Origin of the sequence: Agathobaculum sp. LCP25S3_E8 (assembly GCF_052117165.1) — a bacterium.
Lineage (GTDB): Bacteria > Bacillota > Clostridia > Oscillospirales > Butyricicoccaceae > Agathobaculum.
On record NZ_JBQKJR010000049.1, the window covers coordinates 1 to 23,825 of the forward strand.

The 23,825-nt window shown below is 52.6% G+C and carries 28 protein-coding genes, 1 tRNA gene and 1 pseudogene; 7 read left to right on the top strand and 23 right to left on the bottom strand.

Going from position 1 to position 23,825, the window contains the following annotated elements:
• Positions 1-112 precede the first annotated feature (112 nt).
• The 13 genes and pseudogenes from ACTQ34_RS13805 to ACTQ34_RS13865 all read right to left on the bottom strand — a co-directional run.
• Positions 113-895 (bottom strand): annotated as a pseudogene (locus ACTQ34_RS13805) (methionine adenosyltransferase domain-containing protein); the annotation flags it as partial.
• Entirely contained in the window at positions 885-1,274 is a 390-nt protein-coding gene (locus tag ACTQ34_RS13810) for a DUF3846 domain-containing protein (protein ID WP_441364317.1), read from the bottom strand. The pseudogene ACTQ34_RS13805 and the gene ACTQ34_RS13810, both read right to left, overlap by 11 nt.
• An 86-nt stretch (positions 1,275-1,360) precedes the next feature.
• Positions 1,361-1,627: a hypothetical protein gene (locus ACTQ34_RS13815; RefSeq protein ID WP_441364318.1), complete on the bottom strand. Its 267-nt coding sequence runs from the start codon at positions 1,625-1,627 to the stop codon at positions 1,361-1,363.
• Positions 1,628-1,715: 88 nt separating this feature from the next.
• Positions 1,716-2,222, bottom strand: a complete 507-nt coding sequence (locus ACTQ34_RS13820) for a gamma-glutamylcyclotransferase family protein (RefSeq protein WP_441364319.1) — start codon at positions 2,220-2,222, stop codon at positions 1,716-1,718.
• A gap of 1 nt (position 2,223) precedes the next feature.
• Positions 2,224-2,472: a hypothetical protein gene (locus ACTQ34_RS13825; RefSeq protein ID WP_441364320.1), complete on the bottom strand. Its 249-nt coding sequence runs from the start codon at positions 2,470-2,472 to the stop codon at positions 2,224-2,226.
• Positions 2,473-2,477: 5 nt separating this feature from the next.
• Complete coding sequence (locus ACTQ34_RS13830) at positions 2,478-3,440, bottom strand: amidoligase family protein (RefSeq protein WP_441364321.1); 963 nt, start codon at positions 3,438-3,440, stop codon at positions 2,478-2,480.
• Positions 3,437-5,542 carry a SpaA isopeptide-forming pilin-related protein gene (locus tag ACTQ34_RS13835; RefSeq protein WP_441364322.1) on the bottom strand — a complete coding sequence of 702 codons (2,106 nt, stop codon included), beginning with the start codon at positions 5,540-5,542 and terminating at the stop codon, positions 3,437-3,439. Before ACTQ34_RS13835 ends, ACTQ34_RS13830 begins: the two co-directional genes overlap by 4 nt.
• Positions 5,543-5,557: 15 nt before the next feature.
• Positions 5,558-6,325 carry a class D sortase gene (locus tag ACTQ34_RS13840; protein WP_441364338.1) on the bottom strand — a complete coding sequence of 256 codons (768 nt, stop codon included), beginning with the start codon at positions 6,323-6,325 and terminating at the stop codon, positions 5,558-5,560.
• A 2-nt stretch (positions 6,326-6,327) separates the two neighbouring features.
• On the bottom strand, positions 6,328-7,239 hold the full coding sequence (locus ACTQ34_RS13845; protein WP_441364323.1) for a hypothetical protein: 912 nt from the start codon (positions 7,237-7,239) through the stop codon (positions 6,328-6,330).
• A gap of 48 nt (positions 7,240-7,287) precedes the next feature.
• Entirely contained in the window at positions 7,288-8,211 is a 924-nt protein-coding gene (locus ACTQ34_RS13850; protein ID WP_441364324.1) for a DUF3991 and toprim domain-containing protein, read from the bottom strand.
• 117 nt (positions 8,212-8,328) lie between these two features.
• Complete coding sequence (locus ACTQ34_RS13855; protein ID WP_441364325.1) at positions 8,329-8,760, bottom strand: translation initiation factor 2; 432 nt, start codon at positions 8,758-8,760, stop codon at positions 8,329-8,331.
• A 394-nt stretch (positions 8,761-9,154) separates the two neighbouring features.
• Positions 9,155-9,231 (bottom strand) — tRNA-Arg (locus ACTQ34_RS13860).
• Positions 9,232-9,254: 23 nt separating this feature from the next.
• Positions 9,255-9,830 (bottom strand): epoxyqueuosine reductase QueH, encoded by a 576-nt coding sequence (locus tag ACTQ34_RS13865; protein ID WP_441364326.1) that lies wholly within the window; start codon positions 9,828-9,830, stop codon positions 9,255-9,257.
• A 111-nt stretch (positions 9,831-9,941) separates the two neighbouring features.
• Between ACTQ34_RS13865 and ACTQ34_RS13870 the strand changes: the two genes are divergently transcribed.
• Both ACTQ34_RS13870 and ACTQ34_RS13875 read left to right on the top strand, forming a co-directional pair.
• Positions 9,942-10,787, top strand: a complete 846-nt coding sequence (locus ACTQ34_RS13870) for an aminotransferase class IV (RefSeq protein ID WP_441364327.1) — start codon at positions 9,942-9,944, stop codon at positions 10,785-10,787.
• A gap of 16 nt (positions 10,788-10,803) precedes the next feature.
• Positions 10,804-11,664, top strand: coding sequence for an NAD(P)/FAD-dependent oxidoreductase (locus tag ACTQ34_RS13875; protein ID WP_441364328.1), 861 nt, complete (start codon positions 10,804-10,806; stop codon positions 11,662-11,664).
• A 45-nt stretch (positions 11,665-11,709) separates the two neighbouring features.
• Here the strand turns inward: ACTQ34_RS13875 and trxA are convergent, their stop codons facing one another.
• From trxA to ACTQ34_RS13890, 3 genes are all read right to left on the bottom strand, one after another.
• A complete protein-coding gene (gene trxA / locus ACTQ34_RS13880; RefSeq protein WP_373163632.1) occupies positions 11,710-12,015 on the bottom strand; it encodes a thioredoxin in 306 nt (101 codons plus the stop codon).
• A gap of 148 nt (positions 12,016-12,163) precedes the next feature.
• Positions 12,164-12,547 (bottom strand): DUF3783 domain-containing protein, encoded by a 384-nt coding sequence (locus ACTQ34_RS13885; protein WP_441364329.1) that lies wholly within the window; start codon positions 12,545-12,547, stop codon positions 12,164-12,166.
• Positions 12,548-12,632: 85 nt separating this feature from the next.
• Positions 12,633-13,532 (bottom strand): LysR family transcriptional regulator, encoded by a 900-nt coding sequence (locus ACTQ34_RS13890; RefSeq protein WP_441364330.1) that lies wholly within the window; start codon positions 13,530-13,532, stop codon positions 12,633-12,635.
• A gap of 122 nt (positions 13,533-13,654) precedes the next feature.
• Between ACTQ34_RS13890 and ACTQ34_RS13895 the strand changes: the two genes are divergently transcribed.
• The gene (locus ACTQ34_RS13895; RefSeq protein WP_441364331.1) at positions 13,655-13,843 is read left to right on the top strand and encodes a hypothetical protein; all 189 of its coding nucleotides are present in this window, start codon (positions 13,655-13,657) and stop codon (positions 13,841-13,843) included.
• Between the two features lie 14 nt (positions 13,844-13,857).
• Positions 13,858-14,583 carry an MgtC/SapB family protein gene (locus tag ACTQ34_RS13900; RefSeq protein WP_441364332.1) on the top strand — a complete coding sequence of 242 codons (726 nt, stop codon included), beginning with the start codon at positions 13,858-13,860 and terminating at the stop codon, positions 14,581-14,583.
• A gap of 151 nt (positions 14,584-14,734) precedes the next feature.
• On the opposite strand, the gene ACTQ34_RS13905 is transcribed toward ACTQ34_RS13900, so the two are convergent.
• The 5 genes from ACTQ34_RS13905 to ACTQ34_RS13925 form a co-directional block, all read right to left on the bottom strand.
• Positions 14,735-16,414 carry a recombinase family protein gene (locus ACTQ34_RS13905; RefSeq protein WP_441364333.1) on the bottom strand — a complete coding sequence of 560 codons (1,680 nt, stop codon included), beginning with the start codon at positions 16,412-16,414 and terminating at the stop codon, positions 14,735-14,737.
• A gap of 32 nt (positions 16,415-16,446) precedes the next feature.
• A complete protein-coding gene (locus tag ACTQ34_RS13910; RefSeq protein WP_263042538.1) occupies positions 16,447-17,451 on the bottom strand; it encodes a virulence RhuM family protein in 1,005 nt (334 codons plus the stop codon).
• Positions 17,452-17,512: 61 nt separating this feature from the next.
• On the bottom strand, positions 17,513-17,698 hold the full coding sequence (locus tag ACTQ34_RS13915; RefSeq protein ID WP_441364334.1) for a hypothetical protein: 186 nt from the start codon (positions 17,696-17,698) through the stop codon (positions 17,513-17,515).
• A complete protein-coding gene (mobV, locus tag ACTQ34_RS13920; protein ID WP_441364335.1) occupies positions 17,688-18,668 on the bottom strand; it encodes a MobV family relaxase in 981 nt (326 codons plus the stop codon). The genes ACTQ34_RS13915 and mobV overlap by 11 nt, the downstream gene beginning before the upstream one ends.
• A gap of 2 nt (positions 18,669-18,670) precedes the next feature.
• On the bottom strand, positions 18,671-18,889 hold the full coding sequence (locus ACTQ34_RS13925) for a hypothetical protein (RefSeq protein WP_015534241.1): 219 nt from the start codon (positions 18,887-18,889) through the stop codon (positions 18,671-18,673).
• 130 nt (positions 18,890-19,019) lie between these two features.
• On the opposite strand from ACTQ34_RS13925, the gene ACTQ34_RS13930 reads away from it, so the two are divergent.
• Entirely contained in the window at positions 19,020-19,373 is a 354-nt protein-coding gene (locus ACTQ34_RS13930; RefSeq protein ID WP_441364336.1) for a hypothetical protein, read from the top strand.
• A 109-nt stretch (positions 19,374-19,482) separates the two neighbouring features.
• On the opposite strand, the gene ACTQ34_RS13935 is transcribed toward ACTQ34_RS13930, so the two are convergent.
• Together ACTQ34_RS13935 and ACTQ34_RS13940 are read right to left on the bottom strand one after the other, a co-directional pair.
• A complete protein-coding gene (locus ACTQ34_RS13935; RefSeq protein ID WP_087240476.1) occupies positions 19,483-20,856 on the bottom strand; it encodes a DNA primase family protein in 1,374 nt (457 codons plus the stop codon).
• A complete protein-coding gene (locus ACTQ34_RS13940) occupies positions 20,831-21,451 on the bottom strand; it encodes a CHC2 zinc finger domain-containing protein (protein ID WP_015537325.1) in 621 nt (206 codons plus the stop codon). Before ACTQ34_RS13940 ends, ACTQ34_RS13935 begins: the two co-directional genes overlap by 26 nt.
• Positions 21,452-21,684: 233 nt before the next feature.
• Here ACTQ34_RS13940 and ACTQ34_RS13945 point away from each other — a divergent pair, with 233 nt between their 5' ends.
• Both ACTQ34_RS13945 and ACTQ34_RS13950 read left to right on the top strand, forming a co-directional pair.
• A complete protein-coding gene (locus tag ACTQ34_RS13945) occupies positions 21,685-22,524 on the top strand; it encodes a helix-turn-helix domain-containing protein (protein WP_015534243.1) in 840 nt (279 codons plus the stop codon).
• Positions 22,505-23,167 (top strand): sigma-70 family RNA polymerase sigma factor, encoded by a 663-nt coding sequence (locus ACTQ34_RS13950; protein WP_441364337.1) that lies wholly within the window; start codon positions 22,505-22,507, stop codon positions 23,165-23,167. The genes ACTQ34_RS13945 and ACTQ34_RS13950 overlap by 20 nt, the downstream gene beginning before the upstream one ends.
• Positions 23,168-23,825 lie beyond the last annotated feature (658 nt).

Below are 23,825 nucleotides of genomic sequence, written 5' to 3' on the forward strand. Positions count from 1 at the left end.
ATTTCAGCACGTCTGCCTTGTATTCTGCACTGTATTTCTGTCCCATCTTCAACACCCTTTCTGTTCTTCATTATACCACCTTGGGTGTGCGGTTTTATTGTATCACTCCATTCGTTCCATCCTTGCCGGACAGCGCGCCGCCGCCATGAGGGGCGAGGCCGCCGTAGGTATCCACCATCAGCTTGCGTCCGGTGAGCCCGGTGTCCGCTTCAAAACCGCCCTGGACAAATCGACCCGAGGGGTTGATCAACACCTCTGTATGTTCATCCGGCGGCAGCTCCTGCATGGCGGGCCGGATCACATGGAGCAGGATGTCCCGGCGCAGTTCCGGCAGGGGCAGTTCCTCCTCATGCTGGCAGGATACCACCACTGCGGCAATGCGGTACGGGACTCCAGAGCGGTATTCCACAGACACCTGCGCCTTGCCGTCCGGACGCAGGCCGGGGATGATGCCCTGTCTGCGGGTATCGGTCAACAGGCGGGTCAGTCGATGCGCCAGCACCACAGGCAGAGGCAGCAGCTCCTTTGTTTCATCGCAGGCAAAGCCGTACAGGATTCCCTGATCTCCTGCGCCGGTCTCCGTGCCGCCACACACGGCTTCCGCAATGTCGGGACTCTGCTCATGGGTGATGACCTCCACCTCATGGTCACTGCCGCCGTATCCGGCTTCCCGCACCGTCCTGCAAATAATGGCAGGGATGTCCGGAATCTTCGCTGCCGTGATCTCGCCTGCGGCGATGATCTTTCCGGCTGTGGCCATGACCTCGCAGGCAACGCGGGCAGCGGCATCCTGCGTAAGGCAGGCATCCACCACCGCGTCCGCGATGGTGTCGCAGAGCTTGTCGGGATGTCCCTCGGTGACTGACTCAGCAGTCAGAATGCAGTTATCTTTCATATTCATGCTTCTCCTTCTTCGTTGGTTTCTTTTGTGCCTCCGGCTGTTTCGGAACAGAAAGGATCATTTCATGGCTGTATTTGTCCTTGTACGTTTCAATCTGCTGCTCCGTCAGCGAGGCAAAATCATCCTCTTTAAGACCGGCAACAAAAAATGTGCCGCAGACAATGTCATACGGCACACCGTGATCATCGGTCAGGGCGCGGTTCCACGGCAGGCCCAGCAGCTTGCCCTCGTCATTGCAGACGAGCGCCACCGGGTCATCGAAGGGGTAGACTGCCTGAATGGTGCCGCCTACGAGCTCCTGCATGGCAGAAAGAGTGTGGTCGATCTCCTGCACCGCAGGCAGTTCCATGGGGCGCACCACAAGGACTTTCATTTTCTCTGTGCTGATATGGGTTCCTCCTTCTTCAAAAGAAAAGCGGCAGCGACAGATTCCTCTGCCGTTGCCGCAAATGGTGATTCTTATTCTTTTTTGGATGCCAGCGTCCGGGTCTTCAGTAGGGCATTCTCCAACGCCCGATGATCTTCATGCTCTGGCCACCATTGGGGGCGCAGGAATCCCAGCGCCGCAGCAGCCCATTCATAATCGGTCCGTTCCAGTGCGCCGCCCAGCAGCCCCTGCCGGAATTTCCGGTGCCGCTCCCGCACGGCCGGGGCAACACTATCCCGTTCCAGATACAGTTCCAGAAATCCTCCGATGACAGCGGCTTCCTCCATCGTGTAAAACATATCCGCACCCCTTCCGCAAACAGGGGATATTGTAACACACGCGGCGGAAATTGCAAACAGGCTATTTCTTTCTGCTGCGGCAGAGCCATTACCGTTCCGGCTCTTTGTGTCGTTCCGATTTCTTATTCCTCGGCTTATCCAGCTTTCCGGAGAACACCTCGTCAATGGTCCTGCTCCACGCATCCCGAAGGGAGTCCACCGGCAGGCCGTTGGCTTCAAAGCCTCGCTGGATCACGCGGTAATAATATGGGGACGGCAGTGCAGGCTGGCGGCAATAAGGCTCTGCCATGATATAGACCATGACGGGGATCTCTGCGCCAGCCGCGTCTTTAACCGTCACGGTTTCTTTCGTGTAGTGGCGGGGATACCCCTCGTACCGGTCCAGAGACTGTTCGCAGTTTGGCGTGAGCTTCCACAGCAATCCATAGACAACGCTGCCTTTTTTCGGCGCAACGGTAGCAAAGCCGCTGCCGCGGAACCGCAGTTCGTAGTTTTCCAGCCTGACCGGTCCCACGATCTCGGCATCCGGACAGCGCTGCGCCATCTGCTCCAGATCAAGGTTGCTGCCGTAGGCAAAATACAGGTTTTCCTCCATATCACACCTCCAGCATCGTTAGAGCGCCAAAGCGTTCCAGATGACGGAGCAGGGCTGCCGCCTGTGTCTCCGCATCGCCATCCGGCAGCGGACAGTCCATTCCCGTGGTGCGGATGACATTATTCTGTACAAACCAGATGTAGGTCTCCACATCCGGGAACTCTGTGGGATCAAAGCTGAGATCCCGAAGCTGTTCCATGATCCCGGCTGCGGTTCCTTCGTACATGGTATCTTCAATTTGAATCTTCAAAGGCTTCACCTCTCCATTTCTCTGGATTTTTTCTTCTTTTTGTTGACTGCATAGCTGTCCTTATCGAAACGCCACGCCCGATCACCGTCCAGATTTGCCAACAGGTGGTCACGGGTATGCTTGAATTCCTCGCCGTTGAGTCCCAGCCGCACCAGCCAGACCCGGAAGGTAAACAGCTCATTGTCGCTGTGGGTCTTGCGCATGACCGTGCTGCGCTGGGCAATAGCCTGGGCGGAGATGGCAAGGCACAGATTCACATAGGCGGCGACTTTTCCCGCATGGAGCGTGGAATTGAAACAGCGCCATTCCACCGTCCCCCGGTAAAAGACCGAATGCAGATTCAGCGCGTAATAGCGGGTCCAGTTATAGTGGTCTGCGCTGCCGTTATCTCCCTCGTACCAGATATTCTCCAGCTGCGTCAGGTCCCTTGTCTCATCCGACGAGAGCCTGCGTGCCTGCTTCAGCATGGGTTCCCGCACCTTCTGACACCAGCGGGACGCCCGGCTTTCATTGACCTGCAGCGCTTTGAACAGGATATCCTCCTTGGAGTACATGATGCCGATGAGGTTTTTCAGACTATGCCGGTTATGGTTTGCGGCGTCCACATGGACATGGATGCCGCAGGAGCTGTTGGCCTTGGCCCCTGCGTGACGCACCTGCCGGACACACTCCTGCAGCTTGGGCAGTTCCGCATAGGTGAGCTTTGGCGTTACCATCTCCACGCGGTATCTGTAGTCACCTGTTGCACGATAGCCGCTGCCGATCTTCTGCTCCCCGTGGATGCTGGAGTCACTCATGACCGTCCACTCTTTGCCGTCCCGATCCGTCACACACCATTTATCGTAAGCGCCGCCCACATAGCGGGCGTCCGTTGCAAAATACGCGGCCAGCGCTGTTGCCGCCTGCTCACGAGTGATGCCGGTCATCTCTACTTCAACGCCGAAGTATTGATCCTTCATTCCGATCATGCCGCGGCCCCCGCTTTCAATTCCTCGTCCACTGCCTGGATATCATCGTCCATCAGATAACCATTCGGCGCGGTGATCTCCTCCACAGTGTATGCGCCCGGCTCCAGTGCGGTCAGGTCGATCTCACCGTTCTTGTCGGTCACATATTCCTTGGAGAAGGTGCCGCCCACCAGAGAAATGCGGAACTTGGCATTGGTCAGCGGCTCCATCGTGCGGCTGTCCACCTTGATGATGTGGATACCGGGCTTGACGGTGTTGAAGAAAGTCAGCGTTTTGATACCGCCGCCTGCGGTCAATTCGATCTGCTGCGGCGTGCTGTCCAGCACATAGCCCGCGCTGGTGGAAACCTCTTTCACCAGATAGGTTCCCGGATGGAGGTCAGTCAGGCGGATCTGGCCCATCTCATCCGTGGAGAACGAGCCGATGAGGACGGTATCACGGTAAACTTCAAAGGTCACATCGGGCAGGACTTCATGGGTCTGCTCATCGTACTTGGTGATGATAAGGCCCGGCTTTGCCTGATTTTTCAGTACGAAGCTGGTTTCCGTGCCGGAGGTCACATTCACGGTGTAGGTCTGGTCGTCCTTGATATAGCCGCCGGGGGCAGACACCTCGCGCACCTGATATGCACCGGGCTTCAGCTTGTCGAAGTACACACTGCCGCCGAGGTCGGTGGTGCCGGTCTGGGTGACGCCGCTTTCGATGTGCTTGATCTCCACAGTCGCACCGGCGAGAGAAGCGCCGCTGTCCGCATCGATCTTGTCCACGCGCAGATTGCCGTAGGGTGCATTTTCAAAGGTGACAGTCGCGGTATTGCCGTAGTCCACGGAAACGGTCTTGGTGGTTTCCGTGCCCAGCAGGTGCCACTTGGGCGCCGCTTTCTCTGTAATGACATACTGGCCGGAGAGGGTCAGCGGAATAATGATTTTGCCGCTGGTATCCGTGACAAAGCTGCCGAGGACCGTCCCATCCGGTGCCTTTACCTCGAAAGTTGCGCCGGAAAGGGGCGTATTCGTTCCGGTTTCTACCTTTTTGATGATAAGGGTAGTTTCTGTGGGCGTTTCCGGTTCGTCCGGGGTATCAGACGGCGTAGAAGAATAGCGGCTGAAGGTAGACTGGCGGATTTCCGTCGTAGGATCGGTGTCGCACATATAGCGCTGGAGGGTGCCATACTTGCTGGTTTCCGCGCATAGGCCATAGTAGATGGCATACTTGTAGACATTGGCGTGGAGCGACATCTGCACCGCGCCGGTCTGGTCGCTTACGCTGTCCTTGGGGTACAGCACTTTGAACTGACCGGCATAGCTGGCACCATTGGGCGAGGTCCTGATCTTAGTGATGTCGTTGTTGTCCATGTCTACGATGCGGGTGCCCTCCGGCACTTCATCGGGCATGGTGAATCCGATGTCGATGTCATAGTCGCAAACCCATGTTTCCGAATCCGCTGTGAACACCTGCTGCAAGTATTCCTTTCCGTCTATGGTGACGGGATAGGCGGAGTCCTTGTCCGCCGTTACGGTGATGGTAGGCTGCGGCACACGGTTCCACCAGATACCGCGTTTGTAGATGTCCTTTGCCGCCGCCAGCAGTTTTTCGCCGCATTCCCTCTCCACACCGGACAGGGACGGGTTGACCGTCAGCCGATCAATGCTCCAGCCGTCGATCAGATAGCACCAGAGCGCCATCTTCGTGGCGTAGTACGCCTGATACTTATTGTCCAGCTTAAGTTCAGACAGACCACGATGCGGGTAGCCATTGGCGATGATGCCGACGATCTTCGGGTCGTTGCTGGCCTCGTTTGCAATATATTTGATGCTCGTGCCGGGACTGACCGACTGAGGCACCCCCTTTGTTGTAGGGTTGATGCAGTAGGCCGGGATTTCCTTGATCGCGCCGCTGGCCGACTTAAAGTTGAAGTAAGTGTAGGACTGGGAACGGACAACGCCGTTCATGCTGAGATAAGACATTTTATAGCCGCCGTTGGTGATATTCACCTCGCCTAGCGCACCGCCGATGGTGCTGCTGGCGGCAAGTGCGGTGGTCGGGAGCATCCCAAGCGCCATCACCAGCACAAGGAACATAGAAATCAATCGTTTTTTCAAGGTCACACCTCCAATTTATTGTGCTGCTGCTCGGACCATCCATCGGTACGAGGGCTGATCCATGACACAGGTGTACAGAGTCAGGCAGTTCTCATCAGAAGCAGAGGTTCCGCTGGTATCGGTGTACAGCACCTTGGAAACACTGCGGACCGTGTAGCTTCTGGTGCCGAGCTTCGTCGTATAGGTGATGATGTTTCCTGTTTTCAGCGTATGGATCTTGCCGAAATGATTGGCAACGCCTCGGTTATGCCCCGCAAGGCAGACATTTCCGTCCCATACGCTCGTTTCTGAGAAGTGTCCAGCCCCTTTCCGCAGTGCGGCACTGTCTGTGCCCTGGTAGACCTTGACATTCAGACCGATGGACGGAATGCTCAAAGTTCCCAGATGATCGCTGTTGTAGTAGAGGTTTGGCGTGACCGCCGTAAAGGATGTACCGGTCCAACGATCCGCAGTCGAGTCAACTGTTGGATAACTCACTTCGCTGCTATCCGTTTTGACTGAGCTGATCAGTCCGCCGGACATTGCGCCGGGGAGCAGGTTCGGCGTCAACGGCTCGCCGCTGCCCGGCAAATAGCTGGTGGCCGTTCCGAAACCGGGCGGGATCAGGGCGGTGTTTTTCCCGCGATCCACATTGTTCGATTCCTGCTCATACACAGTTCCTTCACTGGTGGGCGTGCCGAACAGATAGTCCTCCGGCGCATCTACGGTATATTCCAATGCGCTGGCCTGTCCAACACACAGAGTACAGAGAGCCGCAGCCGCGATCAGGCCGCGAAATTTCATTTTCACGATTCGTCCCCCTTTCTTTTTTTCTTTTTGATCTGTGTTGCTGCTCCGCCGAGAATTGCTCCCAGCAGTGCCGCGCCGCCAAGCACAATGGGCAGGCGGTGATTCGTTTCTTCCACCGGCTGTTCCGCTTCCAGAGGCATACTGTCAAAGATTGCTGTGTAAACGACAGTATCACAGCTTGTTTTTGTGACCCTGCCGGAGTAATCCGCAGTGACCGTGTAACCGGTCACATACTGACTGCTGCTTTCGCCGGTGTACTGTGCGGTAGCACAGTAGCGCACCACGGCTTCGTCTGCTTCGGTTTGGTAAGCGCTGTCCCACCGGACATCTGCCAGCGTGAGGGTATGGCCATTGTCCTGAATCGTCTTGGGAATCAGAGCTACATCGGCATCCGACAAATTGGGATAGGTGCGCGTCGCTGAGAGGGTGCGTTTCTTTGTACCATACCCGTCCGCAGTTACCTTGACGCTGGTATGGTCCAGTGTCAGAACTCCGGTATGACCATCCTCTGTGGTGACCTCTTTCTGCGCGTCCAGTCTCTGGAGGATCTGCTCCATCTCTTTGGTATCGCTGGACAGCTTGACCGTTTCGCTGTGTTCTTTCGTATCTACGCCGATCTTATCCTCTTTCGTCATGTCCAAAAGGTAATACCGTCTGCCGTCGCGCTCAAAGTCTGCGACAGGGAGTTTTTGCGGGTCATCTGAAACGCTCAGCTGGTAGGTCTTTCGGATCATGGGATTCCCGGCGTCATCTTCGGTCATTTCCACCGAAGTGGGATAATACGAAGACTTATTGTCGGTTTTGGTTGCTGGCTGCTGTGTGGGATCTGCCGCGAAAGCAGTGACAGTCAGCGCTGCCGTCAGCACGAGCACGAGCGCCGTGCTGCGAACAAATTTCCTCGGTCTCATCGTGTTTTCCTCCTTGTTGTTTTTTCCGGCTATTGTGGATCGATCGCGTCATCGCCCCCTTTCCAGCGCTTTCCTTTTTTGCAGGTACTCATTCCAGTCCTTCCCGCTGCGGGGCTTCTCCTGCGATATCTCATATCCCAGTTCCGCGTATTTTTTTCGGAGCTGTTCCGCCGTTTCTTGTCCCGGTGTATCCATATCCAAACAAAGAACGATCCGCTTGATCTGGGGATTGTTCCGAAGATAGGTTCGCAAGGCGCCATCATACAGACCGCACAAGGCGACTGCATTGCAGCAGCTTCGGTGGAGGGTGTAATAACTCATGAGGTCGATAGGCGCTTCAAAGACTCGGACTTGGTCGGAAACAGGATCGCAAGGTATAGCGAAGCCGATATTTTTGTCACTGCCGGATACATCTCCGCGAAACCCTTTCCCGTCGCGGTCATAGGTGCCGCGCAGTCCTGCATATCTGGCTTGTCCGGTGTGATCCCTGCCAACAAAAACGCAGTTGTGATGGACTGCATCCTCATACAGTGATCCGCTGTTCATAAACTGACGGATCACCTGTGCGGCGATGCCGCGTTTGCGAAGATAAGCGAATACGCGGCGGTCATCGGCATTGCGCGGTGGCAATGCAAACTGCTCTGACGGCTTGTCCTGCTTGGTGACTGGTTTTGTTTTGACAGGAGCGTCTCTGGCCTTGCCTTGAAAGGTCAGCAGGTACTCTACTGCCTCCGGAAAAGTTTTATCGCAGAACTGCTGCAGGAATGTGATCGCATCGCCGCCGATGCCTTGAGAGTAGCGGAACCAGGTGCGTCGATCCTTGATCCGCAAGCTGTCCATTTCTGCGGTGGTGTAGTACCTGCCGATGCGTTTGACCTGATAACCCAGATGGGTCAGCAGCTCCGGAAGGTCGGTTTCTCTGGCAGTCTGCATTTCTGTGTCTGTGAATCGTCTTTTGATCTCGCTTGTCATTGTGATGTCCTCCTCTCTGGTGAAACGCAAAAAGCCACTCAGGGCATCCGAATATCTCGGATGCCCTGGGTGGCTTTTCCCTAAATCGTGTTCTTTTGTTTTGGCTTTTATGTGGGCTTACACGGCTTTATCTTCGTTGGGGGTGTCCGTGCCTGTGGGGACGGTCTCGTTGGCTACACAGGGCGCGACAGGGGCCTCAGTGTGGGTATTCTGCTCCGTGGCGTTCTCAGTGTCCGCTTCGTCCAGTGCCTGCGTGATCAGGTTCAGCACGAAGTCTCGCTGGGTGAGCTTTTTGCCGGTTCGGAGCGTCTCGCGCTCCAAGTGACGCTTGATGCGCTGGAAGAGTTCTTCGGGAATCTGGAATGCCATGGTTCTGCCTTTTTCAGTCATTTGAATGCCGCCTTTCTGATTTTCCATCATGTTGTAATAGTCTTGGATGAGGTTGGCGATGTACTCGCTGGTGGTCTGGCCCAGCCGTTCCCGTTCTTCGCTGACCCGCTCATGCAGGTCAATGGGGATCTGAGCGCACAAGTTTTTGGTGGTTGCCATTCTCGGACACCTCTTTCGTATTTTTGTAACGCAAGCATACCCGAAAGGTTACGAGAAAGCTATTACCAACACCACCAAGGAATGATAGACAAACAAGGCGAAAGCAACATAAGCACCAATGTAACAGAAAAGGCCGCCGTTCTCTCCCACATGGGGAGCCGAACGGCGGCCTGCCTTCTTATTCTTCATTCTTTTTTAGCCTCGGTGTTCAAGTCACACCAGTCCGCAAGAGTGCTCTGCTGCATCTCTGAAATGTCGCCTCTCGCGCGGAAAAACTGAAATGTTGAAAAATCGAGTTTTTGCAACTTTTTCATCCTAAAAGTGGCGCATTATATGTGAAAACGCCGCACTCTTGTGCGGCGTTTTCTGCGTTGCATCTTTCATCAACACATTTTGGTACGCCCGATGCGATTCGAACGCACGGCCTTTGGAGTCGGAGTCCAACGCTCTATCCAGCTGAGCTACGGGCGCGGGTACAAAAAGTATTATATCATTTACTGTCCCGTTTGTAAAGCATTCTCCTCGGTCTTTTTCTTTTTTGGCCGTTTCTTATACCGGTCCTCCTCAGAAAAAATACAGCCGCAGTATTTCTGCATATATAATCCTAACTCTCGCGCCTTATCCTGTCCCTCGCGGAATCGAGGCGAAAAATCACGGTGCAGATATGAAATGCCATACTTCTCCGCTGCTCGCTCGGCTACTTGTTTCATCAGTTCATGGTTCTGATACGGACTGACAAACAGCGTTGAAGTAAACTGATCATAACCGTGCTCCGCCGCATACCGCGCGGTTTCCTCAAAGCGCAGCGTATAGCAAAACGCACAGCGGTTATCGAAATTCGGGTACACCCCCTCAATAAACCGGCGCAGACCATATTCATTTTCAATCTCCAGCTTTAGGTCGATGCTTTTCGCGTACTCGACCAGCGTATTCTTGCGCATCTTATATTCGGTAAACGGGTGGATGTTCGGGTTGTACCAGAAACCCACCGGCTCAATGCCCTCCTGCCGCAGCGTGTCAATACAGGCAATAGAGCACGGCGCGCAGCAGATATGCAGCAGCGTTTTCATCAAAAATCACTCTCCTGTTTTGTCTATTCTATCACATTTTCTCGCTCTTGCAAAGCACCTATAAAGCCGCTATACTGAAAGCAGACTATATGACAAGGAGGGATATGCCTGATGAGGGATATTGCATATTATAACGGTACAATTGGCCCAATCGACGAGGTCAAAGCCCCGATCACCGACCGTGGTTTCTATTTTGGTGACGGTGTATACGACGCGGCCATGGTACGCAACAAAAAAATCTTTGCACTGGACGACCATCTGAACCGATTTTATAACAGCCTACGACTTCTACGTATTGCCCCGCCGATGCCGCGCGAAGATCTGGCGGCGGTGCTGAACGATTTGATCTGCCGTCTGGATTCGGATGAGCCGCATATGCTCTACTGGCAGTCAACGCGCGCAGTTGCACATCGCATGCATGCTTTCCCGCCGAATGCCAAGGCCAGCCTGATGGCGTTCTCGGAGCCGTGTGCGCTTGACCGCCACGATAAGCCGTACAAGCTCATCACCGTTGAGGACACACGCTTTTTCCACTGCAATATCAAAACGCTTAACCTCATCCCCAACTGCATGGCTATGCAACGTGCGGTCGAAGCAGGTTGCGACGAAGTCGTGTTTCACCGTGGTGACCGCGTGACCGAAGGAGCACATTCCGGACTTGCGATTCTCAAGGACGGTGTGTTCTGCACGCCCCCGGCAGACGAACTCATTCTGCCCAGCATCACGCGCATGCACTTTTTGCAGCTGTGCAAAAAGCTAGGTATCCCTTCGCGTATTGCACCGTTCACCGTGGATGAGCTGATGAACGCAGACGAAATCATGATTCTTTCCACCGGCTCACACTGCATTTCGGTCAGTCATGTGGATGAAAAGCCGGTCGGAGGCAAGGATACCGTTTTACTGGATAAACTGCAAAATGCATATCAAAACTGGTTTATGCAGGAAACCGATAAGTGACGAAAGGAAGTAAGCTATGCCATCTGTTCTCATTATCGGCGGAGGCCCCGCCGGACTGAGCGCCGCCATTTATGCAGCGCGCGCTGGCATCCAGACCACTGTCGCCTATAAAGACGGCGGTGCACTGGACAAAACCGATAAAATTGAAAACTACTTCGGCTTTACCGATGTGATTTCCGGCCCCGAACTGCTCACGCGCGGACGTGCACAGGCAGAACGCTTGGGCGCACAACTGGTACAGACCGAGGTTACCGGCGTCGAGTACGCTGAAAAAGGATTTACTGTCAAAACAACCACAGGCACATTCACTGCGGATGCAGTCATCCTCGCCACCGGTGCTCCGCGTGCCACGCCGCCAATTCCAGGTGTACGTGAGCTGGAGGGGCACGGTGTCAGCTATTGCGCAATATGTGATGCCTTTTTCTATCGCGGCAAAGCAGTCGCTGTATTGGGCGAAGGCGAATATGCGCTGGAAGAAGCGCGCACTCTGCTGCCGGTTGCAGCTTCTGTGACACTGTTGACAAGTGGCGCACCCGCACCAACCGGCCTGCCCGAAGGGCTGCATGTGGACGAACGTCCGGTCGCAGCGGTCGAAGGCGAGGACAAGGTTGCGCGCGTAACGTTCCAGACCGGCGACCCGCTCGCAGTCGACGGCGTGTTCATCGCTTACGGCACGGCAGGCAGCGGCGATTTTGCCCGCAAGCTGGGTGCGCAGCTGGATGGAAACAAAATTCAGGTCAGCGAAGATGGGGCAACTGCGGTTCCCGGTCTGTTTGCTGCGGGCGACTGCACCGGCGGACTGCTGCAAGTGGCTAAAGCCGTCTCAGATGGAGCGCAGGCTGCCATGAGCGCCATCAAATTTGTGCGCAAAGCATGACAAAACAAAACGGAAGCGGAAACCGCTTCCGTTTTTCATTTTGTCTTACAGCAACGCCAGAATGTTCTCCTTGGGCATTGCACCGACTGCCTTGTTTGCAATCTGCCCGTTTTTCATCACAACCAGCGTCGGAATACTCATCACACCGAACTGCTGCGCCAGCTCACCCTGCTCATCGACGTTAATCTTACCAACCTTAATGTCGGTCCGCTCCTCCGCTATCTCGTCCACAATGGGTGATACCATACGGCAGGGGCCGCACCAGCTTGCCCAAAAGTCAAGCAGCACCGGCTTTTCAGACGCCATAACTTCACTCGCAAAATTTTCCTTAGTAATCGTTAAAACTGCCATATTTCAACACTCCTTTTCGCTATTTCATCCATGCATTCCAATCCACAGACATCTGGCAGGAATGCACACACTAGCATCCGGTCCCGGCACTAGCCAAACATCCACCGGATAAGTCCTATTATAACAGCTTTCTGCAAAAAGGAAACATTTATTTTCCGCCCTGCATCGCTTTGTGCTCTTCAGAAAGCTCATCATACAGCTGATGGAACAGCCATCCCAGATTGGTTTCGGTCACAATCGCCTTATATGGCACGTAAATGCCGCTTTTCTTCATCTCCCGCAGCAGGATTTCCAACCGCTTATCAGTAAATCCGTCCATGACCAACACCGGCTCGTCCAGCACAGGCGCTTCGGGATTTTCGCGCGCATCAAAGCCCTTGCGACCCAGCAGGCAGCCAATCGTTTGTCCCACCGCCTCCGACGAGACGTTTTTAATGCGCACGCCCATGCGCACCAGAATGGATTTGAGCAGCGCGCCCTGCGCCCCGCCCTCCGGTTCATAAAACAGCACGGTTTCACGGGATACCGCCATAATATGTGTCTCCTTTTCTCGTTTATTGATATTTTAAGCCAATATTTCTTTATTAAAACCCATCGGTATAACCCCAAGCATACTCTCACTGATAGTGCCGCAGTGTCTCACGGTAGGATTTGACGATATCGTGCAGCACATCCATCTGCGTAAAGTCGCTTTGATAAGCGATGTTGATTTCACGCACCATACTGAGATTTTCGACAGGCAATACGACCATCTTCTTCTTTTTCAGCTCGTCCAGACACACGCTCTTAGGCAAAATGGACACGCCCAAATCACGCCGAATCAGATCCTTAATCGTAGCGATGTTGTCCAGCTCGAGAATAACATTGAACTCGCTCAAGCTCATGTTGTTGCTCTCCAAATGCGCAGTAAACAGATTGCGCGTGCCGGAATTGGGCAGGCGCAGAATCATGCGCTCTTTTTTCAGCTCGGAAAGTGTAATCATGCCTCGCTTTGCATAGGGGTGGTTAACCGAAACAGCAAGCACTAGATAATCCGTATCCATCAGCAGATAGCGGATACCGGGATCGGTAATTCGTCCCTCCACAATGGCCAGATCAATTTCGTATGTTTTGAGCTTACTATAAAGATTTTTTATAGTGCCTGTAATCATTTTAATAATAATATGATCATTTTGGGCACAATAGCTTGCCAAAGCCTCTGCGATTGGATTGCTTTCCGCCGTATGCGTTACACCAATGGTCAGATGGGAAACCAGCTTTTTGCTGTCTCTCAGATCCTGCCGCAGATTTTGATACAATCCCTGCATTTTCTTCGCACATTTGATGACTTCTTCTCCTTCACGTGTCAAAGTCACCTTCCCATTGCGTCGTTCAAAGATAGTAACATGCAATTCCTGTTCCAATGCCTTGATATGATGGCTAACCGCCGGCTGGGTAATCGACAACTTTTTGGCCGCTGCCATGAAACTTCCACACTCGTAAACTTGCAAAAGAGAGTAAATCTTGGGATCAAGCATAGCAGCCTCCTATAACAGAATTTTATATATACACAAGAGAATTCTAATTTTACTTTATAGCTTTTCTTGCGTATAATTAACTATACAAAATCCAGCACAAAAAATCAAGGGGAGATGAGGCTATGTATTGGAAACATGATACACACGATATTTACGACACACTGCCAATGCAGGCGGCACTGCATCTATACCTACCCCATGTCGTGCAAGCCTGCGAACTGCCGCATCGGGAGTTTTCCTCCCATCATCCGGATAAAACCCATCCGTTCCCCGCTGTACGCAAGCGCAAGCGCACGCAAAATCTTTGGTAAGGAGCTATGTACATATGACACTAACCGCGTATCTCAACAGTCAATTTTCCGCCCTGCAGGAACTGGACTTTTTCATCCGTATTCTGGTTGCCTGCTTGTGTGGTGCCTGCATCGGCTTCGAGCGAAGCCGCCGTCTAAAAGAAGCGGGTATCCGCACGCACGTAATTGTCTGCTGTGCCGCCGCACTGCTGATGATTGTCTCCAAATACGGCTTTGCTGATCTGACCAGCACCGCCGGCGAAGTATTCAACGGCACACGCGGCGCCGATCCTGCACGTGTTGCAGCACAGGTTGTCAGTGGTATCAGCTTTCTAGGTGCGGGTGTCATCTTCAAACATGGCAACACCATCAAGGGATTGACAACCGCTGCCGGCATTTGGGCCACCGCAGGTATCGGTCTGGCGATTGGATCCGGTATGTTTGTCATCGGTATTTTTACCACTATCGTTGTGGCGGTACTGCAAGTCTGCATGCATTATATCGTAGTAAACGCCGAGCCCAGCCAAACCAGCCATCTACAGTTTACCGTCAAAGGCAGCGGCGAATTCCCGTCACGCTTTTCTGATTTCATCACAGAACACAAAATTCAACTTGTTCAGAGTACGGTCACGCGCGAACAGGACGGCATCGCTAGCTATGATGTTGTTCTGCGTGCATCGCACGATACCATCATGCGCAGCATGAAATATCTGCTTGAAGACCAAGAGGTATGCAGCGTGAGCTGCCTGCCGACAACCTGATCAGTTGTCTCTTTATACATCCGCAACCGGTCGACGGACTTTACTGTCGACCGGTTGTTGTTTTATATTCATCTTTGAAGCACACAAAACGGATTTTACCCAATGCAAATCGATTCATCCGCAGAGAAACATGCGCATGGCGCGCTCCCCATCAGCCTTCCCTTTGCAGAAGCGCTACCGTCTCGACTTGTTCTTCATTGTCCAAACTGATACTCATGTCTTCCTCGATAATCGGCAGCTTAAACTTGATGGATTTTAACCACTGTCCATTGGCTTGGCGCTCCGGGTAAATCTGAATCTCAGAGATCAACGCCTCGATCAACTGCCGCCGTTCCGTTTCATTCATCACGCCGTACAGTTTTTCGAAATAGATCAGCACTTTATAGATATTGTCGCCGGTCAGCTTTTCTGCTTCAATGGCCTGCTTTTTAGCTCTGGCGGCAATCAGCAGAGATTCTGTATCTTCAATCTTATCATACATCCTGTAAAGGCGGTCATCAAGGTCAGCCTTGCGCCGTACATAGTGTCGATCGTCTGGGTCGAGAGAATCAATCTCCTCCGCCAGCTTTGATTTGATAGAATAGTGCTGGCGAAGCTGCTTTTCGTAGTTTGCAATCTCCTGGTCAATGGCGGCAGTATCCACCTTCATGTTGATCTTTTCCTGCATCATGGCAGCAAACTTCGGATTGCTCACCAGCTTTACAATGACTTCTGCCACGGCATCGTCCAGCAGTTCTTCCCGAATCTGCTTTTTGTAATCGCACTTATGCCCACGTATCATGGAGCGGTGCTTGCAACCGTAATAATAAAAATCCTTGTACTTGGTGCCGTCCGCTTTGTGCTTGATGCTTTTATTCCCATACATTCCGGCTCCGCAGACAGGACATTTTACAATGCCGGAGAGCAGATGTACGTGTTCATCTTTCCCGCGATTGACGTGTTCGTATTTCTTGGCCTGTGCCAGCAGCTTCACCTGTGCTGCCTGCCAGGCTTTTTCCGAAACAATGGGCTCATGCAGCCCATCTGCCAGCAGGTAGTTGTCCTGCTCCACCAGCTTGTACTCGTTCCTTGTGCCGCGCACTTTTTCCATCTTACGGCGACCATAGGCGATTTTTCCGCAGTACACAGGATTTTTCAGAATCAGTCGGATCAGGTGTGCATCAAATAGGGGATTCTTCCCATTCTGCCGGGGAATCTTGCGGATACCGTGGTTTTCCAGATACTTTGCGATGCCGTTTGCGCCAATGTCCGTGTGAACATACTGGTCGTAGATGACACGAATGGCCTCTGCCTCTTCCTCGTTGATGACCAATTTCCCATCCACCAGTTGATACCCATAGGGTGCAAAGCCGCCATTCCAGCGGCCTTCTCTCGCTTTTTGAATGCGGCCCTCCATGGTTCGGACACGGATATTTTCCCGCTCAATCTCCGCCACAGCAGATAGAACAGAGATCATCAATTTGCCAGCGTCCTTGGAAGAATCAATGCCATCTTCCACACAGACCAGATTGACGCCAAAATCCTGCATGACCTGAAGGGAAGAGAGCACGTCCGCCGCGTTTCTGCCAAACTGGGACAATTTGAACACCAGAACATAGGACACGCCATCCTTGCCGGATTTGATGTCCTCCATCATCTGGCTGAATTGCGCCCGGCCCTCGATAGACTTGCCGGACTTTCCCGCATCCTCGTATTCGCCGACGATCTCATAATCGTTATAGTCTGCGTAGGCTTTCATTTTGGCCTTCTGGGCATCCAGCGAGTAGCCGTCCACCTGCATAGCGGTGGAGACCCTGGTATAGGTGTAAACTTTTGTCTTCTCTTTCTTCATCTGTCTGCTCTCCATAGGGAAACTACAGCCTCTTATTTTTTCTCTGTCTTCTGCTCCAGCACCTTGATGGAATCCAGATAGTCCTTTTCCACTTCACTAAGCGTCCGGGCCTTGTATTTTTTGTATTCGGTGGTTGCTTTCTCCACGGCCTGTTTATGGCTCACACTCCCGTTTCCTTGCAACAGCTGCTCGCCGCTCATCGAAAGAATGCGATCCAGATGTTCCGCCCAGTCTTTCATGGTCATAACCTGTTCCCGTTCCGCCTGACGTTCCGCAAAATCCAGATACCCGGAAACAAGCTGACCCATTGCACGAAGTTCCTTTTCATTCAGATAGTTCTTTGCAATTACAGCCTCTTTTAGCGTGGGGTGCTTTCCGGCAAATGTGGTAAGTCCCATAAATTCCTTTTCAGCGTCCGCTCTCGTGTAAATGACCTCAGCCGCTGTTTGCCCATGAATGGCATAGTGGATTTTATTCTGGACTTTTCTGAAAAACTGGACAGAAATCTCCGCATGGGGATCATAGTCGATGCTGGTAGCGTAGATTTCCAAAACCTGCCGGTAAAATACTTTCTCTGAGGCGCGGATATCCCGGATGCGCTCCAACAGTTCCTTGAAGTATCCACCGCCACCTAAATTTTTCAAGCGTTCATCATCCAAGGCAAACCCTTTTCGCATATACTCTTTCAGAATCCCAGTTGCCCAAATGCGAAATTGGGTGCCGCGTTTGGATTTTACACGATAGCCGACCGAAATAATCACATCAAGATTGTAGTATTCAACCTGATAGGTTTTCCCGTCCGTAGCAGTTGTTGCAAATTTTGCAACAACTGAATCGCGTACAAGCTCACCTTCGGTGAAAATATTCTTGATATGCCTTGAAATCGTGGATTTATCCCGCTGGAACAGCTCGGCCATCTGATCAGCAGAAAGCCAGACGGTATCGCCGTCAAAGGTTGTCTCAATTTTGGTTAAACCATCTTCCGTTGTATAGATCATCATTTCAGAACCGAACAGGTTATCGTTTGAGTATTCCATTCGCATCCACCTCGGTTTTCAATCACAAATTTGTTTGGACTCTTATATCACGTCTATTATATCATGCGGCAATTTTGCCTGCAACCGCTTCCGGCTTGAAAACAGATTCTTTTTTATCTGCTGTCGCGGTGTCCTGATCCTCAAGCGGAACCGCCGGAGCGGGCAGATTCTCGACATCCAACTCCGAAGCGTACTTCTCAATCAGGTTGGCCAGCAGGTCTGCAAAACCGCTCCACTCATCGATCATAGGCAGTTTCCCTTTCTTTTTTATGCGGGTGTTTATAAAGTTCCAATACTTCTGGCGGTATCTGCTCCAATATCGCCACGGCACTGTCATAGTCGCGCCGCAGCTTGAAGTCTTCGATTTGTTTTAACGCGCTGACCTTCTGTGCCGAGGCAAGAGATTCTTCCAGTTCGGCATTTTTAGTTTTCAGCTTTTTGTTTTCGGATGCTGTTTTCGTGAAGGCCACGCCATATTTCCGCAGCAGCGTGTCCATCTTCTCCACACTGGGAAGATAGGTGTCCAAAATTTTGCAGATTTCCTCCGCCCGGCTTTTGGCGTTAAAGGGATTGATTCCAGTGAGCAGATCCTCCAGTTTGCTTTTCTGTTTGGTCAGTCTGGTCATCTCCTTGAACACGCGGGGCGGTATGTGGTCGCGCCCGGTCAGGCTGGCGCTCTCACCACGCTCCAAATCCGGGAACTTCTTGACCATGTGTTTCCAGAACTCATCCTGCCACCAGGTCAGCTTCTTTTTGTTGCCCATAATGTCTTTGGCACTGAGCCTGCCGTCCTCCGTCAGAGGGACAAAACAAAGGTGCATATGGGGCGTTTTCTCGTCCATATGCACCACAGCGGATATAATTGTCTCTTTGGATTGATGCTGTTCCAGAAAATGCAGGGCCTCTTCAAAAAACACACGAATCTCCGCCCGTTTTTTCCCTTTGAAAAACTCCGGGCTGGCTGTGAACAGCGTCTCGATCATACGGATACTGTCTTTCCGGGTACGGCATCCGGCAGCGGCAATTTGCCTCTCTGACTCGGCCCGGTACTTGCCGGGCGGTTTGACCAGATGGAAGTTGTACTTGCTTCGGCTGGTATCCACATCGGGATTACTGGCGTACTTTTCCTTTGTGCGCTCGTTATGGGCCTCGATATTGCCGATTTCAGGCCCCTTATATTTGGCAAATCGCATAATCGCGTATTGTGCTTTTTCCATACTCAATCCCTCCGTTTCTGCCAGACAATGTCATATCCCAGCACGTCAGCCAACTCCACGGCCTCCCGATACCGCAGCGATTCCCGCTGCAATTTTCCGGAAAGATTGGATACGCTGTCGCTCCACCCATACTCATCGTGCAGCTGGTCAACGACTTCCTGCATGGTGTAACCGGCGCGGATGATCTGCGCCTTGATTTCGTTTCGGATACTTGACTTCATAAAATATATTCCTCCATTTTCGCAAGTGAAGCCCTTTGTCACTTGATAGATAAAACATGATTTTCGGTTGCGTCATAAAAAGAACCGGCTACGCTGGGGAGCGCACCGGCTTTGGTCAATGGTGAAATTTGTGCAAATGCTGTTTTGCGATAGAAATGATTCCCTGCGTATCGTTGGTCAACGGCGGAATATTCGACTTTACAGAAATGCGGGACTTTTCACTGTTCGGGCTGTATTGTCACAAAATGCTGCAATCTGTACGTCGTTCCGTGAGCCGCCATCCGGCGAACTGTATACGGATAAAAGAGAAACATTTCGCTGTTTTGAGATTGCTCTAAAATATGCCTGCAAAATCACCGCTTTTACTGACCGCTTCAGGTGTGGTCAAAATGACCACACCTACTTCACAGCACAAAAGCGCGAAGAATTTCACGGTTCTGGTGGTGGACAAAATATCCATAACCACTTTTACACATCAAAATAGGTGTACCCAAAATGGGCACGACCACTTTATCCAAATGAAGCGCCTCTACAATATATGAGGTAACAGGGTCAATCGCTGCGTACATACGTACCGGCGACCAGATCGGAAATCAATCCCGCCAGTCTTCCGGTACGTACGTACACTGTGAAGCGTCCGTAAACTCGTTTATATGCGGCCTTGCCACTGCCTCGATCCCCATAAAGCCCCATACCCGGCGTCCTGCCGAATTGGTAATCGTGTTGCAGTGTTCCAGATTGTACTTACCGCAGGCTGCCACCAGAGCATCGCTGAAGCTGCGGCGTTTGAGTGCAGTCAGGCTATTTTCCTCGCACCACATCCGGTAAATGTCGTAGCAATCCTTTGAACTGATGGACGCATCCGCTTTCAGCCGGATATAGCCCTCGGATTCCAGAAAATCAAACACGTTATTGTTGTCCCGCTTGACGGCCTCCCGGTTCTCTTTGGTGCGCTGGCTCTCGGTGAACTTGAAGTTGTTCGCTACCAACTGCTGCAATCCCGCAAAAGCCCACAGCAGAATGCCCTCCACCTCGGCCTTCATCTTCTCTGCCAGGTCGGGATCATCCACACGGTCGGCAGGTTTCTCTTTGGCGGTCAGCACCAACTGCCGCCGATAAAAGCCATCACTGCGGTCAAAGAGAGCCTGCAAGTCGCCATTGCTGAATGCCAGCAGCCGGGCGCACATCCATCCCTGATAGCTCTGCTTGCCTTTACGCTCCAAATCCATTTTACCCTGTGCGGTGACGATGGATTTGACATAGTTGGTCTGCCGCAGGGCCTCCATCCGCATATCATCATCGACACACAGCAGAATGTGTTCCAGATCAGCGCGAGCAAAACGGTTCTCGGAAATTTTGCCGATGCTGCCGTCCTTCATGTTGCTGCCGAACAGGGCGGACAGCACCGCGCCGATCTGGCTCTTACCCTCGCCGCCATTGCCCTTAATGACCATCATGCGCTGTCCCTTGTTGCTGGGGATCAGGCAGTAGCCGATATATTCCTGCAAAGTGGGAATGTCCTCCGGGTAAAGAAGCCCATCCAGAAAAGCCAGCCAGCGGGTCGGCGTGGGCGCATCGGGATTATAGGCCACCGGCAGGCGGCAACGCACGATGTCCGGTTTTCCCTCCGTAAAGGAGCCATCCAGAAACAACGTGCCGTTTGCCAGATGAATGCGGTCAGCCTCCGGCGGGAAATCCTCTACCAGCGCCGCCAGCTTCATCAGCTCCACGATATTGCTGATTTTGCGGGGGATATTGCTGACCGCGCAGCATTTCAGTTCCTCAAAAATTTCTCCACGCAGTGGCAGCTCATCGGTCACGCGGCCATCAGGCGTGAAAAAAGCCCCGTTTGTGTAGATGATTTTGTGCCTGCCGAGAAAATCATCACAAAACAGGGCTTCATTGATACTCTTGCCGTCAAACCAGATGGGCTGGTTGGCCTCACGCGATTGCTCGTTCTTCGCCACGGTGCTGCACCTCCTTTTCCAGACGTCTGAGCCGCTGCTCCAGCGCGGTGATAGTTCCGTCCTTCAGCAGCATATCCACCGCTTTCACACGCTGCTTCAGTTCCGCAAACATGAGAACGTCCAACAAATCATTTACATACTCGATCATATGACAGGCTTCCACAAAGCGGTCATCCAGTTCATCCTCCGGCGATTGCGGGGCATATTCGACCTTCCAGCGTTCCAGCAGATGCAGATAATCGCAGAGCACCCGCTGGCAGTGTATCTCATCGTTGCGGAAAGCCCGCGCCAGCGGATAGGGCTTTTTCAAAGCCATCGCTGCCGGGGGCTTGTCCGGGTCGATGCCAAAGTCATAGGCCAGCTTCTTTGCGGCCTCGTAGCTGCTCAGGCCGAACAGCCGCGCCACAAAATCTATCACATCCCCGGTAGCCCCGCAGCCAAAGCAATAGAAATAATCCCTGTTCAGCTTCATGCTGGGATGCCGGTCATCGTGGAAGGGGCAGCAGATCATATCGCCCCGGTTGACCTTACAGCCGTAGTATTCGGCGGCCTGCTTCACGGTGACAGCGGATTTTACAGTTTCAAATAAATTCATAGGCTTTGTCCTCCATTATTTATTGACGGTATCTGCCCGTCTGCCTGAATATACGGGGAAAAAGCCTATAAACCGAAAAATCCGCTAAAAGTGCAAGAAATGAAAAAACGCCGCCCTGAAATCTTGCAAAAATGCAAGACCTCAGAGCGGCGAAGCCAGCGGAAAGCATTTGCCCGCGCTGGTTTTATCAGGTATAATGGATAAAGAGAGTTTTCAGAAGAGAGGTGCGTCACATGGAGGGAGCCTATCTGCCCGGCAATATCCGGCAGCGGATGCAGGAGCTTATGAAGGAACATAAAATTACCCAGGCACAGCTGGCGACCCGCATCGGCAGCACCGAGAGCGCCATCAGCCGGTTTGTCAGCGGTAAGACTGATAAGATCAGCACAGAACATTTGCTCCGCATTGCGAAAGTGTTTGAAGTCTCCACAGATTTCCTGCTGGGGGAAGTCAACACGCCCGACCGGACAAATTTTGATATTGAAGAACTGGGCCTGTCGGTGCAGGCGGCGCGGAATCTGTACACCGGAAAAGCCAATGCAGAGATCGTCAACCGCCTTTTGGAAAGCCCTCGCTTTGCAGAAGTCACCTATATGATTGAGCAATATTTTGACGATACGCTGGCCGCCGGTTTCGCCGGACAGAACCAGATGCTTACTACTCTCAGCGCCATGCTGCGCCGAAACAATAAAACAGACGCTGCGGTGCAGGCGGCCAGAACTGTCAACCGGCAGAAAGTTCCCGTATATCAGGCAGACCTGACGATGATACAGAACACATTTATGGCGGCGCTGCGGGAAGTGAAGAAAGAGATCGGCAACGATTTCACAGCAGCGCAGTCCTTGACCAAGGGCATCACTCAGCAGATGTTTACCGAACTCACCAAAGGGGCGGATGTTCATACTCCGACCATCACGCCCGAAATGATTTCCGCCGCCGTCACCCAGAGCGCAGCGGGGATGGACGGTGTGCAAAAGGAAGCATTAGACAAGTTCGGTCAGGCGCTGACGGAATTTCTCCAATCCACCTTAGACCACGCGCAGGAGAAGCAAAATGCCGACCCGGAGCAATGAGCAGCTGTGCAGACTGGCACAGAAAGGGGATACGGCTGCCCGTGACATTCTGCTGGAAAAGAATCTGGGATTCATCCGAAAAATTGCGCTGGAGCAATACCGAAACATGGGGCTGGATGAAAATGATATTGGAATTGATTTGGATGATTTGATGCAGGAGGGAAGTATCGGCCTGCTGAACGCGATCCCTTTGTTTGATGCCGGACGGGGCATGAAATTTCTGACCTATGCAGCACCGGCGCTCCGCAACGCCATGACGGACTGCATCCGCGCCGCCCTCGGTTTATTTGAGCAACGGATGGTGGATAAGAAAGACGGCCCCGGCTTCCAGAGAGTATATCTGGATGACGTTCTCTCAGAGGATGAACGGATGCTGCGGATCGAAGCCATAGCCGACCCTCACACCCAAACGCCGGAGCAAATGTATATCCAAAAAGAGCAGCTGATAGAATTGTATGCGGCGCTGGACAAGCTGACAGCCAGAGAGCAGACCTATCTGCTGTACCGCTATGGCTTTACCGATGGAATCGAGCACCCGCTGATCGGCGCGGCGCTCCATTTCCATCTCAGCGAGAGCTGGACAAAGAAGGTGGAGGGCGAGGCGATGGACAGCCTGCGCGGAAAGCTGCCGTGGTGGTTCTGATACGATGGGAAGCAGCGGCTGACGGGGGCTTTGATATACCTTTGTTCCGCAAATGACACGGCTGACAGACAGTGCTTGCCCGCACCGCCTGCCAGCCTTTTTCTGTCGCTTATGCTGCCCCGCAAGGGGCAACCTTTCCCGCCAGAATGCCGCAACTGTAGCCACACTTTACGAGGTGTGCTACAATTCCGGCTGCCATCTACTCCACAAAGGTATAACACACTAGACTTTCCGTGGGAAAGTCGCGTGCCAACAGGGATGCTGCTCGCCCCTATTGGAAACCCAGAGCCAAAGAGGCTGCGCCCCTCTGGACACCCCTTTATGTTCGTGCAGAGGCTATCCCCCCGTCTAGGAATATCGGAGCACTCGTTTTGCATTTGAATGCTCCCCGTTTGTTTAAATGGAGATTTTCTCAGAAATTAATGTGTTTAATTTTTCGATGATTTCTTTCTGACTGTGCTGTGCTGATATAAATTTTTGAGCAATCTCCTTCTAAAGCGAAAGACTAATATTGTCCACACCTCGCCGTCAACAGGAATCGGTACCATGAACTGCACCCCAAAAGTTGGACAAGAAAGTCAACGAAAGGGGTGCAGAAATCTATGGGAAAAGAATTGTTCAGTGAGGAATTAAAATTAGCAGTTGTTCAGTATGTACT

What these genes read in the sequence shown, in the direction of transcription:
- ACTQ34_RS13810 (WP_441364317.1), bottom strand. Translation starts at nt 1,274, where the DNA reads ATGAAAGTCCTTGTGGTGCGCCCCATGGAACTGCCTGCGGTGCAGGAG.
- ACTQ34_RS13815 (WP_441364318.1), bottom strand. Translation starts at nt 1,627, where the DNA reads ATGTTTTACACGATGGAGGAAGCCGCTGTCATCGGAGGATTTCTGGAA.
- ACTQ34_RS13820 (WP_441364319.1), bottom strand. Translation starts at nt 2,222, where the DNA reads ATGGAGGAAAACCTGTATTTTGCCTACGGCAGCAACCTTGATCTGGAG.
- ACTQ34_RS13830 (WP_441364321.1), bottom strand. Translation starts at nt 3,440, where the DNA reads ATGATCGGAATGAAGGATCAATACTTCGGCGTTGAAGTAGAGATGACC.
- ACTQ34_RS13840 (WP_441364338.1), bottom strand. Translation starts at nt 6,325, where the DNA reads ATGAAATTTCGCGGCCTGATCGCGGCTGCGGCTCTCTGTACTCTGTGT.
- ACTQ34_RS13845 (WP_441364323.1), bottom strand. Translation starts at nt 7,239, where the DNA reads ATGAGACCGAGGAAATTTGTTCGCAGCACGGCGCTCGTGCTCGTGCTG.
- ACTQ34_RS13850 (WP_441364324.1), bottom strand. Translation starts at nt 8,211, where the DNA reads ATGACAAGCGAGATCAAAAGACGATTCACAGACACAGAAATGCAGACT.
- ACTQ34_RS13855 (WP_441364325.1), bottom strand. Translation starts at nt 8,760, where the DNA reads ATGGCAACCACCAAAAACTTGTGCGCTCAGATCCCCATTGACCTGCAT.
- ACTQ34_RS13865 (WP_441364326.1), bottom strand. Translation starts at nt 9,830, where the DNA reads ATGAAAACGCTGCTGCATATCTGCTGCGCGCCGTGCTCTATTGCCTGT.
- ACTQ34_RS13870 (WP_441364327.1), top strand. Translation starts at nt 9,942, where the DNA reads ATGAGGGATATTGCATATTATAACGGTACAATTGGCCCAATCGACGAG.
- ACTQ34_RS13875 (WP_441364328.1), top strand. Translation starts at nt 10,804, where the DNA reads ATGCCATCTGTTCTCATTATCGGCGGAGGCCCCGCCGGACTGAGCGCC.
- trxA (WP_373163632.1), bottom strand. Translation starts at nt 12,015, where the DNA reads ATGGCAGTTTTAACGATTACTAAGGAAAATTTTGCGAGTGAAGTTATG.
- ACTQ34_RS13885 (WP_441364329.1), bottom strand. Translation starts at nt 12,547, where the DNA reads ATGGCGGTATCCCGTGAAACCGTGCTGTTTTATGAACCGGAGGGCGGG.
- ACTQ34_RS13890 (WP_441364330.1), bottom strand. Translation starts at nt 13,532, where the DNA reads ATGCTTGATCCCAAGATTTACTCTCTTTTGCAAGTTTACGAGTGTGGA.
- ACTQ34_RS13895 (WP_441364331.1), top strand. Translation starts at nt 13,655, where the DNA reads ATGTATTGGAAACATGATACACACGATATTTACGACACACTGCCAATG.
- ACTQ34_RS13900 (WP_441364332.1), top strand. Translation starts at nt 13,858, where the DNA reads ATGACACTAACCGCGTATCTCAACAGTCAATTTTCCGCCCTGCAGGAA.
- ACTQ34_RS13905 (WP_441364333.1), bottom strand. Translation starts at nt 16,414, where the DNA reads ATGAAGAAAGAGAAGACAAAAGTTTACACCTATACCAGGGTCTCCACC.
- ACTQ34_RS13910 (WP_263042538.1), bottom strand. Translation starts at nt 17,451, where the DNA reads ATGGAATACTCAAACGATAACCTGTTCGGTTCTGAAATGATGATCTAT.
- ACTQ34_RS13915 (WP_441364334.1), bottom strand. Translation starts at nt 17,698, where the DNA reads ATGATCGATGAGTGGAGCGGTTTTGCAGACCTGCTGGCCAACCTGATT.
- mobV (WP_441364335.1), bottom strand. Translation starts at nt 18,668, where the DNA reads ATGGAAAAAGCACAATACGCGATTATGCGATTTGCCAAATATAAGGGG.
- ACTQ34_RS13925 (WP_015534241.1), bottom strand. Translation starts at nt 18,889, where the DNA reads ATGAAGTCAAGTATCCGAAACGAAATCAAGGCGCAGATCATCCGCGCC.
- ACTQ34_RS13940 (WP_015537325.1), bottom strand. Translation starts at nt 21,451, where the DNA reads ATGAATTTATTTGAAACTGTAAAATCCGCTGTCACCGTGAAGCAGGCC.
- ACTQ34_RS13945 (WP_015534243.1), top strand. Translation starts at nt 21,685, where the DNA reads ATGGAGGGAGCCTATCTGCCCGGCAATATCCGGCAGCGGATGCAGGAG.
- ACTQ34_RS13950 (WP_441364337.1), top strand. Translation starts at nt 22,505, where the DNA reads ATGCCGACCCGGAGCAATGAGCAGCTGTGCAGACTGGCACAGAAAGGG.